This window comes from Legionella rubrilucens (assembly GCF_001468125.1).
GTDB lineage: Bacteria > Pseudomonadota > Gammaproteobacteria > Legionellales > Legionellaceae > Legionella_C > Legionella_C rubrilucens.
Genome location: NZ_LNYT01000003.1, coordinates 1 through 13775 on the forward strand (window position 1 = coordinate 1; position 13775 = coordinate 13775).

Consider the following 13775-nt stretch of genomic DNA (forward strand, 5'->3'; position numbering starts at 1 on the left):
TAGTTGTTCTCATCATATTTGTCAGCACTATCCAGTGCCGACAGATTATATGCTATGACTAATTACACAAAATTATTTACAGATCCAGGAATTTCAAACTGTCTTTGACCTTATTTCTTCTTTTATTTCTCACTCTCCAGTTTTTAAGGACACCAATGAGATTAAGTTAATTTGGCTGACATTGTCGGCCAAATTGGTAGTCAAAAAGAGCGAGTTAGCTTGGATTATTGCGTGTAGTGATGAGTCTTTCCCAATTACGGGGGGACACTCAATCAGCTAGAATTACTTTGATATCCGTTTTTTCTAATCCTATATGATCGGCCAAACGAACTATTATGTCTTTTTTTTTATTAACATTTAGTTTGCTTCATAGAAATATCGTGTCCCTTCTATTTTAGATGGGTGCCTAAAGCCATTATCCTAAGCTTTAATATATTTGGATAAGTATGGATCAGAAACTATAAAGTCGTAGAGTTGATCCTCAAGCAGAAAAAATTTGCTTAAAATAATTCCATAGCCGAAGTCCATTTATTGCAATTATAAGAGTCTCCCAAAATAATAATATCTTTTATGTTGGAGTTGCTAAAATCGTTACCTTGCATTAAATATAATTATTTTTCTTTAATATCAGGTTTGAATGATGATTCTGGGATTGACCATAATTCATCAATTTGATTCGCCCACTACTCGCCTCTTTTTCCTATCCTTGATTATCAATTTATTATCCTAATAGCCCGTTATTTTTTTATACATCTCTGGCTTTGCGAAGGTGCAGGTTAAAAGGACGACTAACCTCACGTATTTTCTTAAGATGCTGACTAATCGCTTATGAAAGAATTTCCTGCTGTAAATTCTGTAAAGAGGTAACAACAACAGTTCGATTGAGGCCACAAGAGGAAAGAGTATTGAGGACAATACAAACGCGAATACAGCGGCAACCCTTCGACATTTTATATTCATTTTAAGTCGTTGCAGTTTAGAGCAGTATGTTCTATACAGGATGGTACGAAGTTTTAAACGCTCCCTCGTTATTTCTTCAAAGACAATTGCTTTTCTTGACCTTATCATTTTTGCCCCTTTTCTAAAAGCGGCAAAGAAAAAAGCAGCATCCTCACTACCCGATAACGAATAATATTCATCAAAGCGTAAAGCGAATCCATCAGGATGAATTAAAGAGGCAGAAAACAAAACACCACAGGTACCGCACGTCTGTAATAATTTTACTCGTTTTTTTTCTTCTTCGGGTAAGGGTTCAAATGGCTTGGTGTCACCCTGGTCGACGTACTTCAAATTCATAGAAACCACAGAGGCATTGTGTGTCTTCATCATTGTGTAAGCCCACCGGAGGGCTTGTTTATCAGCATACTGATCATCATCAAAAAAACATACCCAATCTGCTTTATGCGATAAGGCTTCTTTTAAAGCCGCATTTCTGGCAGTGGATATGCCGCGCCTGGCTTCATGGACGTACGCCACAGGAAAACGGGTCTTGCTTTGAAAACTGGCTACCAATGATTCGTTGTTAGGCGATGATTCATTGTCTACCACAATGAATACTAACTTCCAATTGTCCAGGCATTCCTGCTGAATCAACGATAAAAGGCAACGCTCTAACATTTTGGGGCGCATGCAGGTACAGACACAAACAGCGATGGTTTCACTCATACTCTGGTATTTGTCATTATAAGGGGTAAATTGTGTCGACAAAATAGCATCCTGCAGTCTTTGTCGCAAAGGATAGTTAATACCATGGATGGATTATTTGGTCATTTAGCCCATTTGCTCCCTGGCATTGAGCAGCCATCATGCGTTCTCCCTTATAGACTATAAAAAAATCGCACATTTTGGGTACTATGTCTCTGGCCACTCACAGGTTAGCAGAGTAGTTTTAGCCAATTATCTTATTTAAATCGGGATCAATAAGCCGTATTATGCACTCGTTGCTCAGCAAAGCAGATCAACTCTTTTCGGAGAAAGCCCATGTTCTATCCAGCTAACCAATTACCTAAAGGACTATTTAAGGCCTGCGTTATTCCAAGACCCATTGCCTGGATAAGCACAGTCAGCCAATCCGGAGAAGACAACCTCGCACCGTTCAGCTATTTTAATAGTGTGGCTGATGAACCGCCGATGGTCATGTTTTCAACCACTGAGGCACATGTGGAAAAAGGTGAAAAAGACACGTTGCGCAACGCAGAAGAAACGGGTGAATTTGTGGTGAATATCACTTCCTATGCCTTAAAAGAAAAAATGAATGTCACCTCGATGAATTTCCCACGCCATACCAGTGAATTTTCTATGGCTGGTATTGAGCAGGCGCCTGCCAGAATAGTAAGACCAAAATTGATTAAAGCTGCACCGATTAGTTTGGAGTGCCGGTATTACATGTCAGTACAATTACCTCGATCTAACCCAGAGAAGTTAATTAACCGTATGGTCATTGGCCAGGTGGTTGGTATTCATGTCTCTGAATACGTGCTGGATGCAGAGCAACGCATTGATCCAACCCGATTTAACCCACTCGCTCGTTTAGGCTACCATGGCTATATGGCTGTGCAAGATAGTTTTGATATGCCAAGACCGGAGCTAACCTCGTTTTTTGAAGTGCTGGATGAGAGGGATTGACGTGTATTTAAAGGTTTTGAATCCGTTAAGGCACCTTACAAAGGCCTTTCTTAAACGATGTGGTGTTTGTTAAAGTGATCAATGGAGATTAACATGAGTTCACGAGATAAAGAGCATTACGAGTTTGAAATACCGGAAGAAGGATTGGATTACGATATCCTCGACATGGCTTTTAATCCCACGACCCGATCGTTTATCGAAATGAATGGCATTCAATCGGGCATGCGGGTATTGGACGTTGGAAGTGGCTCAGGGGTCATGACCCATTACCTTGCGAAGCGGGTTGGTCAGGAAGGGCATGTTTTGTCCATTGATAATAGCCTTGAACAATTACAACGCGCAGAACGTTATTGTCAGCAACAAGGTGCTGGCAATGTCACGTTTAAGCAGCTTTCTTTATATGAACTTGAATCTCTCAATGAAACCTTTGATTTAATCTACTGTCGTTTTGTACTTCATCATTTGTATAGTCCCAGGCTGGCTATACGTCTTTTTTATCAAGCGTTAAATCCAGGGGGCATTTACCTGGCTGAAGAGGGCATTGTCAGTTCGGCTTTTGCCTATCCGCCATCCAGAGCCTGGCAAGGAAGTCGAGGTGATCTTCTTCTTCCTCCAGAAGAAGAAACAGACGGCATCCAACGAGACGGAGAATTCGGGATGAAGCTCTTTTATTGGATGAAAAAATCGGGATTTGCTATTCAGGCTATAAAACTTATCCAACCCGTGCTTACGACAGATGAACAAAAGAAAAAAGTGTTGGATGGCCACATTGCTTTTAAAAAAACTGCTCTTCAACAAGGCAAAGACGAAGCAAAGTGGGCTGAGGAGAGACAAGCGTTGATGGATCTTGCGAATGATGATTTAGCCATCCTTGCTTTTTATCAATCCTGCCAGGTCTGTGGCGTAAAATAACCATGAGTTCATCAAGTCATTGCCAAAGGAGTAATTCTTTTACATTACATAACAGCAAGTTGGTATCACAAGGAAAAGTTGTCTATTTAAAACCCCGCATAAACACTAAATTGTTGGGTTAATTTTAAAACCAAAGCATTGTAAACTGTCTACTCCTAAGTACTTTGTTGATAATATCATGCCTTTCAGGATGAGATGATGTATGCATTTTATCAATCAATGGGAGTCACCTCCGAATGCACCTTGAATCCAGTCAAATGGTATTCTCACCGTCTGATCTCACCCAGTTTATGGATAGCCCTTTTGCCTCGTGGATGGAGCATCTGGCCATAAAACACCCGGATATACTCCCGGTTCCTGATGAAAGCGACCCTTTGTCCGATCTTTTGCGTGATAAAGGATATCAACATGAAACGGAACTATTGGAGGGCTTTAAAGCTAAAGGTTTAACCATTGCCAATCTGCACGGGCGGCATGACGCTTATCAGGCGACCATGGAGGCGATGAAAAGCGGGGTAGATGTTATTTATCAAGCCCATTTGCAAGGGTTACCGTTCAGAGGTTATGCTGATTTTTTGATCAAAATTGAAGGCGAAAGCCGTTTTGGAAAGCATCGCTATGAAATCTGGGACACCAAATTAGCGAAGTCTGTTAAACCGCATTTTCTAGTGCAATTATGCTGCTATGCTGAAATGCTTGAGGCAATGCAACAGGCAAGAGCCGAATACTTTACTACCGTGTTGGGAAACAAGGAGCAAGTTCGCTTCAGGATTAATGATTATTTTTACTTCTACCAGAATCTTAAATGCCAATTTTTATCAGCGCATCAATCGTTTGAGCCGACTCAGTGCCCCGATCCGGCTTCGTCACGCAGTTGGGGGAGGTGGGGTACTCATGCAGAACAGTTGCTGTTAAACGCAGACCACTTAATTCAGGTAGCGACCATTACCTTAAGCCAAATCAAAAAATTGCATGATGCCGGCATCACGACCATGACGGCTTTAGCGGAAGCCAGGGGCAGTGGTGTCAAAGGCATAAAACCGGAGCCGTTTGCACGATTACAGGCTCAGGCCAAAATCCAGAAAGAGAGCATTGGCAAAGCGAGGCCGGCCTATCGGTTAATCGCTCATGAACCGGGGAAAAAGCAGGGGTTGGCGCTTCTGCCCCCGCATTCCAGGCACGATATTTTTTTTGATATCGAAGGCTTCCCCCTGGACGATGGCGGCCTCGAGTACCTTTGGGGTGTTGCTTATTTTGATGACAACAACCAGCGTCAATACAAGGATTTCTGGGCGCACGACAGCGACCAGGAAAAGGAATGTTTCAGAGCCTTTATTGAATGGACTTATCAGCGATGGCTGCAGGACCCTTCCATGCACATCTATCATTATGCCAGCTATGAAATCACGGCTTGCCGTAAACTGATGAGCAGGTATGGGGTGTGTGAATATGAAGTCGATCAGTTACTGCGTAATGAGGTATTTGTTGATTTATATAAAATTGTAAAAGCCGCCTTGCTCGTGGGTGAGCCACGTTATTCAATTAAAAACATTGAGCACTTATACCGCAGCAAACGAAATACACAGGTCGGCTCTGGGGGCGACTCTGTCGTTGTTTACGAACGGTGGCGTGAAAATCCGGATGGTGATACCTGGCAAACCTCCAAATTATTAAATAATCTTCGTTTGTACAATAGCGATGATTGTCATTCCACTCAGGAGCTGGTGAGTTGGCTAAGAGACAGGCAGGAATCCAGCGGCATTCGTTTCCTTGGCAAAAAAGAACCCGTTGAGCCAGACAATAAAGGGATGAACGAGGGTATTGAACTTCGCGATCAGTTACTGGCACAAGCCGCGCAATTGAAAGCACAAGGGGATGAGCAGTCCGCCAGAGTTTATTCCGTCATGGCCTGGTCCATTGAATTTCATCGACGGGAATCCAAACCGGTGTTTTGGCGTTTGTTCGACAGATTAGGCTTAAGTGAAGAGGAATTATTCGATGATATTGATTGCCTGGCCTCTTGCCATCGAACTGAAAAACCGCCTTATAAACCTGCTCCCAAAGCACGTCATTTAGTCTATGAGTATGCCTTTGATCCAGCGCAGGAATTCAAGGGCAACCTGAAGGATTACTACCTGTTAGGCCATGAAACCCCCGAGGGTAAAAACATAAAAGTGAGCAGTTATCCTGACGGAAGTGATTTGGAGCAAGGAATTATCGCGCTGAAATTAAAGGATGAGCCGGATGGCCCAATCACGTTAATCCCCGATGAGCATGTTAATCCTAAGCCCATACCCCAAGCCATCGCAAAGCAGGCACGCCAATTTGCGAAAGGGGAGTTGGCGCAAACGGCCATCATTGATTTTCTGAGTAAAGCCACCCCTCGAATCAAGGGGCATACCGCCGGCCAGCCTATCGCTTCCAGCCATGATCCCAAACAGCGATTGAATGAAATGATTCAAGCCGTGCTTAACCTTAATAACAGTTACCTGACCATCCAAGGACCACCGGGAGCCGGTAAAAGCTATACGGGCAAGCATTTGATTGCGGAATTAATTAAAAATGGCAAAAAGATAGGCATCTCTTCCAATAGCCATAAAGCGGTCAATCATTTATTAATCAGCACCGCTGACTATTGCCGCAAAGAAGGCATTAGCGGTCATTTTGCCTGTACCCGGCACACGGATTCAGCCATTGATGATTTAAAGATCCGCGTGTTCGACAATAAAGAGATTGCCGGTTTTTTACAGGCAGGCTGTGTGGTAGGGACCACCGCCTGGGGGTTTTCCCGAGACGATTTGAAAAATGCCTTTGATTATCTGTTTATTGATGAGGCAGGGCAGGTGAGTGTCGCGAATTTGATTGCCATGAGCCAATCGACATCCAACATTATCCTGATGGGGGATCAGATGCAATTGGGGCAGCCTTCGCAGGGATGTCACCCCGAGGACAGCGGCTTATCGATTTTGGATTATTTATTGCATTCAACACCAACCATACCGGATTCCATGGGGGTATTTTTGGGTACCACTTACCGTATGCATTCGGCCGTCAATCAGTTTATCAGTGAGGCCGTCTATGAAGGCAAGCTTGAAACGGCTCCTGAAAATGATGAGCAATGGATAAGTATCCCAGCCGGGTATCATGGGGTTTTAAACAAAACCGCTGGAATAATCCCTGTGCCGGTGAAACATGTAGGCAATACGCAAGCCAGTGATGAAGAAGTGGAGTGCATCGTTGCCTTGACGAATGAGTTACTGGGGCGGACGTTTCATGCGAAAAACGGTCAAAAAAGAATAATGGATTGGGAGGACATCCTGTATGTTGCTCCCTATAATTATCAGGTCAATAAACTTAAAGCCGCCCTGGGACCTAAAGCCAGGGTCGGGAGTGTGGATAAATTCCAGGGTCAGGAAGCCCCGGTTGTCTTCTTAAGCCTGTGCGCAAGCAGCGCCAATGAGTCGCCTCGGGGTTTTAATTTTCTTTTCGACAGGAATCGCCTGAATGTGGCGATATCGAGAGCACAATGCCTGGCAATCGTTGTTTATTCGCCGGCTTTGTTGGATTCAGTGCCTGGGACTATTGAACACGTTTCCATGATGAATTTGTTTTGTCGGTTGGTAAAGGACAGCGGCTAACAAGCGCTTTAGAGTATGACTCACTGTCACAGCCAATGGCTGTTTGTTTTAATAATCAGCCGGCTTGGAATGGAGCATGGAAGTATGGAATCATGCTCCATTCCATAAAATGGATTACTGTCCTTTTTTACGATACAAAACATGCCTCGACAGCCGATGCTCCACGCTCAGTCCAGGATGAGCAAAAGAGCCGTCCATGTCCTGCACCATGCCTATTTTTGCCATGACTTTTCGCGAGCGCGCATTATCGGGTACGGTGAAAGCGACGATTTCATCGAGGCCCAGTTGCTTAAATGCGTAATCAAGACAGGCCAAAGCCCCCTCCGGCGCATAGCCATGTCCCCAGTATTGCGAACCCAGACGCCAGCCAATTTCTACCGCGGGCGAAAAGTGCGTGGGTTTATCAAAATAATTGAGGCCGATGAAGCCGATAAGCTCCCCCGTGTCTTGTAATTCGGCTGCCCATAACATGTACTTTCGCTTGTCTAACTGTGCATTTTGATACTGCATGAAATCGTTTATTTGTTCCTGAGACATAGGCCCCGGCAAAAACTCAAGCACTTTTTTATCCTGATTGATGTCAAAGAATGGCTTGCTGTCATTTGGATGCCAAGGTCTTAAAAACAAACGGGTGGTTGTGATCGTGTGCATGGGTTTTCCTATTGATTGGCTAACCAGTCCTCAAGGGTGATCGCAAAACGAAAATGATCCTGCCAGAGGCCATTGATTTTTAAATAGCGGGGTGAAAACCCTTCTTTTAAAAAACCGTTTTTCGTCGCCAGTTGTATCGATGCGGTATTTGACGGTTGGATATTCGCTTCAATACGATGGAGATCAAGGGTCGTGAATACCTGTTGAAGCACGAGTTTCAATGCCTGGCTCATGAAGCCTTTTCCTGCATAGTCTACCGAGGCATAATAACCTAAATAAGCGCTTTTAAATACGCCGCGCACGATGTTGCTGATGTTAAAAACACCGATTATTTGTCGTTGGTCTTCGTCCCAGGCAAGGTAATACTGCTCACTGTCTTGTTGGCTCTTTTGCAAATAAGTTTGAAATGCCTCCGCAGTGCAGGGGGCGGTGATAAATGGAAAATGAAAGTCACGGCTCTTGTTCATGGTAGAAATAAATACTGTTTCATCCTGAGCTGAGGGTTCGCGTAGGGTAATCATGTCAATTGAGTTGATAATCTGTTTTGCCAGTTTATCATGTTGCTTCGTCGCTAAGTAAGGTAAGCTGGAAGCCGATGGGTTTAAACAATATTGGGCAATTAATTGCCAGGAATGGGAAACAAGGGAAATACACATGACTGAACTTTCAAATGAAGTTTTATTGAACATCTTAAGATTTACTTCTTATCGAGAAAAACTGCGGTTTTCATTTGCAAGCTGGCAATTCAATGAGTTAACCAAGGAGGACAGAGACGAATTGTCGGTATTAAAGCAACTGTTTAATCCGGCCGGGTATCCCTTTGGCGGTTTTAGCCTTGTTTTAGAAAGAATTCTGCCTTTTGATGTGATCAAATTTCATTTGATTAAAGGCGATAATGGCACATCAACGACGGTAAGCAAAAGCGATTTGCCCCTTATTGTCAAACTCATTGCTAATCAGGATGAACAAGGATTGATTAAGCAGTTTGATAATTTTCTCGATGGGCACATTAAAAAATCGTTTGAGCAGAAAACCATTATAAGAGAAGGTTGGGATACCCGCAGTGCCCCTGAAATTGATTTTAGCGAGCTACCCTTTAGACTTTAAACCCTTCATGGTAAAGCTGGCATTCTAAAATTTAGGTTAGGTTACTCGAAAGCATTATAAATCCAGTAATGGCAACTGGATCACTTCATGCCCAGGCTCCTGCTTCAACCGAATCCCGACACCCAGCAGGCGCACGGGCAGGTTGTGTCTGGCAAAGCCCTCGCGCAGTAATTGGCTTAAAATATCCGAATCAATTTGATGGCTTACCCGTTCGACGGTGGTTTGATGAAAATCATTGAATTTCAATTTGACAAATAAATGATGAATACCGGTGAGGCCGCCCGCACGCTGAATGCGCGCTTCAAGGCGAGTTATCAAGTCTGGCAATGCGGCGACGCAGGCTTCGCTGTCAGGCAAATCGCTTGGGTAGGTTTCTTCAACGCTCAAGGATTTGCGGATGCGTTCAGGATTAACCGGACGCTCATCAATGCCCCGCGCCAATTCATAAAGCCGCTGTCCCAGGGTACCAAATCTGGCTGACAGGAATTCGACGGGGTATTGTTGCAGGTCAGCACAGGTCTTTATCTGAAGGGCATTGAGCTTCGCTTCCATTTTGGGACCTACACCAAATAACTTGCGAACCGGCAGGTCAAGAATAAAGGAACTTACGTCTTCAGGTCGAATTACCATCTGGCCATTGGGCTTATTCCATTCACTGGCTATTTTAGCCAGGCTTTTATTGGGCGCAATGCCGGCGCTGGCTGTTAATTGCCGTGTTTCATAAATACGTTGCCGTATTTCTTCGGCAATCCAGGTGGCACTGCCCTGGCAGCGGGTGGCCTGTGTGACGTCGAGGTAGGCCTCATCCAGGGACAAGGGCTCGATGAGATCGGTGTATTCCGCAAACAAGGCCCTGATGTATTGGCTTTCCCGCTGATAAACCTCCATACGGACAGGACGCAGTATTAATTGACGGCAGCGTTTCAACGCCTGAGCAGTCGGCATGGCCGAGCGCACACCGAATTCGCGTGCGGCGTAATTGCAGGTCGCTATGACGCCGCGACGTTTTACATCGCCTCCCACGGCGATGGGTTTGTCAGCGAGTTCCGGAAAGTCGCGCATTTCAATGGCGGCATAAAAACAGTCCATGTCGATATGGATAATTTTTCGTGTTGGATTCATGGGTGAATGACTCAATCAGCGATGCCCATTTTAGCATTAAACCGTTCCCAAATACGCCATGTTCAGCATCAAAAACGCCACGAAACCCAACGGTTTATCAAATACTGATTGCGAATGGCACGACGCCTGACCCAGGTGTAACCCGGATAAGATTCCAGAGTAAGCTGATTGGCAACAGGCTATCGGCGATGAAATCGATTAACAAAGTCTGTCAATCTTCGACTAATATCATCCCCATCAATTAGCTCTCGGGGATTGCGATTACCGCCGGCCACATTTTCCAGATTTTGTTTGGAAATTTTTCGAATGGATTTTTTCTGTTGATGACGATTTTTCATGATATACCTCATAATGCAGATACAATTCAATTATAGTCCAAGAGATTGAACTACGCGGCAGAGAAGAAGTTACTGATCAGGCGAAGGTTTTTGTCGTAGTTGCTTAATCTGGCTTTGCTTTGTTTTTTCCTGGAGCATCCGCTGTTTCGCGCGCCGGGAACGCCGCTGTTTCTGGCGTCTTAATTTTTCAATCGCCTGCTGCGTTTTGGATTTCTCTTCACTGAACAGGGTGTGCATTTTTTCGCAGAGACGTAATCGTGCAAAATAGCGATTGTCTTCACGGTAGCGTGAGTCCTGGCATTTTATTTCAAATCCTGTGGGCAGATGCTTGAGGTAAACAGTCGACGCGGTTTTATGTAGTTTCTGGCCGCCTTTGCCACTGCCAATGATGAATTTTTCCAAAAGATGCGTTTCGTCAATACCAAGTTGAGCCATACGTGCTTTCAGGCTTTCCCATTTGTCTTTGTTTATCATGGCTAACCCACGGTGGATGATTGTTGACAGTATAGCAAAGACAGAATTGCATGTGTTATCAGGATCTTAACCCGTATCGGGTTGAATAGTGGGGTGGGTTTCCTATAATTTGATCAAATAATGGACTAAGGACACACCATGCCCAATCGGATACAGCCGGAATATGAAATTGGACCCAACAATGCCGGGAAAATGATTTTACGCGGGTGTTTTATGAATGTATCCCGTGACTGGATGGATAATACGTCCGGCCAGGTTGGATCATTACTGGGCAGATACCTGGATAATCGTCAGGGCGAAGCAACGGCCATTACGCTCAATTACTCAGACAGCGTACCGCCAGGGCGCGAGGAAGGGCCTTTGAAAGTGGATATTGATTTTATGGCTTCAGCTGTTTTCAGGTTACGTGCGCTTGAAAAAAGAGGCGCCGATCTGACGCAGGCGCCTGCAGAAGACATCGCCGATCAAGTCGATGAACAGGTCATGGTACTGCAACAGGCGATTGGCGATTACACCGAGCAATGCGCACAGCAGGGGGTGGAGCCCATGTTTACCGGGGTACCGTCGGTCATTATTAAAAACGTATTGGGCCGCACAGCCGTTACCCATGATCACAGCATGAACTGGGAAGTCAGAGGCCAGCCCGCTGTGGACATGTTTGCCGGAATGACCATTCATCAGCCGAATTCGGGGTATGAGCCTCCTACGATGAAGTAATTTTGACTGTGCTGAAGAGTCAGGGGCTATGTATAATTGACTGACGTGGTCCCGGAGAAAATGATGTCCCATTTATCGAGTTTTTTTGCACTGGAAGTATTAAATTCAGCCAATGAGGGCATCACCCTGGTCGACATGGAACAACAAGGGCAACCCCTCATCTACATCAACTCAGCCTTTGAAAAACTAACCGGGTATCTGAAAGAAGAAATACTCTATAAAAATTGCCGGTTTCTGCAGTCCGGCCTTCCAAAACAGCCCGAAACGGCGCTTATTCGTGAGGCACTTGAGAAACGGCAAAGTTGCAGAGTCATTTTGCAAACTGTCAGAAAAAACGGGCTGCGGGTGGATGCTGTCTGCCGATAAGCTGATCACAAAGGAGAACAACACGAATTGGAGTAATCCATGCTCTTGCTGCCGGTAGCGAAGACGTTTACACTCCGCGCTTTTAATTATCGAAGAACCCAATGAAAAAAAACGTAATTTCCCTGGTTTTATTGATCCTTGGCATGAATCAAGTCGGTTTTGCTTACCCGGTTGGCCATCCTTTTCCGCCGTTTCAAATTGCCGGAAACCTGTATTATGTGGGAACCGACGATTTGGCGAGTTATTTAATTGTGACCCCGGAGGGGAACATTCTCGTTAATAGTGATCTTGACGCCAATGTACCCATGATTAAAAAGAGCATTGAAACCCTGGGGTTTAAATTCAGTGATACCAAAATTCTGCTGGTCAGTCATGCGCATCTGGACCACGCCGGCGGCAGCAAGCGGATTAAGCAACAAACCCATGCCCGATACCTGGTTATGGCGGAGGACGTGCCGACAGTGGAGTCTGGAGGGCGAACTGATTTTCATTACGCCAATGACAGCAGCCTGTATTTTGCTGCCACCCGGGTCGATAAAGTCCTGCACGATGGGGAGCAGGTTAAACTCGGCGGAACAGTCTTAACCGCCCATCGCACGGCTGGGCACACGAAAGGATGTACAACCTGGACCATGAAAGTCCATGATCAGGGCAAAACGTACGATGTGGTGATGGTGGGAAGCCTTAACGTTAATCCAGGCTATAAGCTGATGAATAATACCGCCTACCCGGAGATTGCGAGTGATTTCAAGCAGGCGATTGACGTTATGAAATCCTTGCCCTGCGATATTTTTCTGGGCGCGCATGCCCGTTACTTCGATCTTGCGGGAAAATACGCTTTACTGAAGACCCAAAAAGAGAACCCCTTTGTGGATCCCCAGGGCTATAAAAAGCACATTGCCAAGAAAGAGCAGGAATTTTATGCTGAGCTTGAAAAGCAAAAAAGGAGTTCCAAAAATAAACAATGACGCCACGCGTAGATCCCCTTGACATGAGCATTCAATAGCATCAGAATGCGCAAAATTATAACAATAGGGGTAATTGGTATGAGGCGTGCAAACTATGTGATTGCGGCGGCCAGTGTGTTTTTGAGCAGTTGTGCGGTTTACAAGGCCGCGGAAAATAAAGGCGTATCGCCTAAAGACATCAGTCGCTGTGAAACGCGCATGTGTTTTTTGTCCCATGGAATGCAATCCATTGAGAAAAGTCCGCTTAAAAATGGCCAATACCTGGAGATTTACCGCGCTCAATCTCGAAAGAGCGGGTTAAATTATGTGCGTGCAGCCGGCCATGGAGCACTGGATGTCGCCACGCTGGGAATATGGGAAGTGGCGGGAACTCCCATTGAAAGTGCGATTTCCAACAATCGCGGCTATGTGGTCGCCCGTGTTGTGTATGCCAGCAAAAATGCTGACCAGGCCGTTGATGTACAAATCTATGACGCCTCAGGAAAGCGAGTCAAATAATGGTTGGTGCCGCTTGGACGCCTGACTTTTCTCGGAGTTGAGTCCTGGAACAAAGCAGGCAGGAACTATGCTTTTGTCTTACCCGTGCTGGCAAGGATAGCCTGGCCTGTGAACTCATCCGCTGTCTTGCCCGCGCAGGCGGGCAACTATTCGAAACTCGAATGGTGATGCCTGGGCGTGAGGTAATACGTTGTCATTTGAGCCGCAACCGGCCACACAAATGGATGCCCGCCTGCGCGGGCAAGACAAAAAGAGCCCTTGCCGGCACGACAGGGTCTTAGGGCCTGATAGGTTAAGTTGCCCACTACTCGGTGCTGTGCTATCGGTTTGAATTTCCTGACTCGTGTTGATTAAACGGT

Annotated in this window: 14 protein-coding genes; 8 read left to right on the top strand and 6 right to left on the bottom strand. The window is 45.3% G+C overall.

Annotated features, from left to right (window positions below):
• Positions 1–726: 726 nt before the first annotated feature.
• Positions 727–1665 (bottom strand): glycosyltransferase family 2 protein, encoded by a 939-nt coding sequence (locus tag Lrub_RS00600; RefSeq protein WP_082651394.1) that lies wholly within the window; start codon positions 1663–1665, stop codon positions 727–729.
• A 315-nt stretch (positions 1666–1980) separates the two neighbouring features.
• On the opposite strand from Lrub_RS00600, the gene Lrub_RS00605 reads away from it, so the two are divergent.
• From Lrub_RS00605 to Lrub_RS00615, 3 genes are all read left to right on the top strand, one after another.
• Positions 1981–2625, top strand: coding sequence for a flavin reductase family protein (locus Lrub_RS00605; protein ID WP_058530266.1), 645 nt, complete (start codon positions 1981–1983; stop codon positions 2623–2625).
• A gap of 93 nt (positions 2626–2718) precedes the next feature.
• The gene (locus tag Lrub_RS00610; protein ID WP_058530267.1) at positions 2719–3537 is read left to right on the top strand and encodes a class I SAM-dependent methyltransferase; all 819 of its coding nucleotides are present in this window, start codon (positions 2719–2721) and stop codon (positions 3535–3537) included.
• A 236-nt stretch (positions 3538–3773) separates the two neighbouring features.
• Entirely contained in the window at positions 3774–7175 is a 3402-nt protein-coding gene (locus tag Lrub_RS00615) for a TM0106 family RecB-like putative nuclease (RefSeq protein WP_058530268.1), read from the top strand.
• A 114-nt stretch (positions 7176–7289) separates the two neighbouring features.
• On the opposite strand, the gene Lrub_RS00620 is transcribed toward Lrub_RS00615, so the two are convergent.
• Complete coding sequence (locus tag Lrub_RS00620) at positions 7290–7826, bottom strand: GNAT family N-acetyltransferase (protein ID WP_082651396.1); 537 nt, start codon at positions 7824–7826, stop codon at positions 7290–7292.
• Between the two features lie 8 nt (positions 7827–7834).
• Positions 7835–8482 carry a GNAT family N-acetyltransferase gene (locus tag Lrub_RS00625; RefSeq protein WP_237760717.1) on the bottom strand — a complete coding sequence of 216 codons (648 nt, stop codon included), beginning with the start codon at positions 8480–8482 and terminating at the stop codon, positions 7835–7837.
• Between Lrub_RS00625 and Lrub_RS00630 the strand changes: the two genes are divergently transcribed.
• Positions 8481–8933 carry an F-box protein gene (locus Lrub_RS00630; protein ID WP_058530269.1) on the top strand — a complete coding sequence of 151 codons (453 nt, stop codon included), beginning with the start codon at positions 8481–8483 and terminating at the stop codon, positions 8931–8933. The genes Lrub_RS00625 and Lrub_RS00630 overlap by 2 nt on opposite strands.
• Before the next feature lie 54 nt (positions 8934–8987).
• Here Lrub_RS00630 and dinB read toward each other — a convergent pair whose 3' ends face one another.
• The 3 genes from dinB to Lrub_RS00640 all read right to left on the bottom strand — a co-directional run bounded on the left by dinB (position 8988) and on the right by Lrub_RS00640 (position 10867).
• A complete protein-coding gene (gene dinB / locus Lrub_RS00635) occupies positions 8988–10055 on the bottom strand; it encodes a DNA polymerase IV (RefSeq protein ID WP_058530270.1) in 1068 nt (355 codons plus the stop codon).
• A gap of 179 nt (positions 10056–10234) precedes the next feature.
• Positions 10235–10393 (bottom strand): hypothetical protein, encoded by a 159-nt coding sequence (locus tag Lrub_RS14690; protein ID WP_156413019.1) that lies wholly within the window; start codon positions 10391–10393, stop codon positions 10235–10237.
• Between the two features lie 69 nt (positions 10394–10462).
• A complete protein-coding gene (locus Lrub_RS00640) occupies positions 10463–10867 on the bottom strand; it encodes a peptide chain release factor family protein (RefSeq protein ID WP_058530271.1) in 405 nt (134 codons plus the stop codon).
• Between the two features lie 138 nt (positions 10868–11005).
• Here Lrub_RS00640 and Lrub_RS00645 point away from each other — a divergent pair, with 138 nt between their 5' ends.
• From Lrub_RS00645 to Lrub_RS00660, 4 genes are all read left to right on the top strand, one after another.
• Entirely contained in the window at positions 11006–11584 is a 579-nt protein-coding gene (locus Lrub_RS00645) for a hypothetical protein (RefSeq protein ID WP_058530272.1), read from the top strand.
• A 60-nt stretch (positions 11585–11644) separates the two neighbouring features.
• The gene (locus Lrub_RS00650) at positions 11645–11950 is read left to right on the top strand and encodes a PAS domain-containing protein (protein ID WP_237760718.1); all 306 of its coding nucleotides are present in this window, start codon (positions 11645–11647) and stop codon (positions 11948–11950) included.
• Between the two features lie 101 nt (positions 11951–12051).
• Positions 12052–12918, top strand: a complete 867-nt coding sequence (gene bla, locus Lrub_RS00655; protein ID WP_058530274.1) for a subclass B3 metallo-beta-lactamase — start codon at positions 12052–12054, stop codon at positions 12916–12918.
• 78 nt (positions 12919–12996) lie between these two features.
• Positions 12997–13416 (top strand): hypothetical protein, encoded by a 420-nt coding sequence (locus Lrub_RS00660; RefSeq protein ID WP_058530275.1) that lies wholly within the window; start codon positions 12997–12999, stop codon positions 13414–13416.
• Positions 13417–13775: the final 359 nt, after the last annotated feature.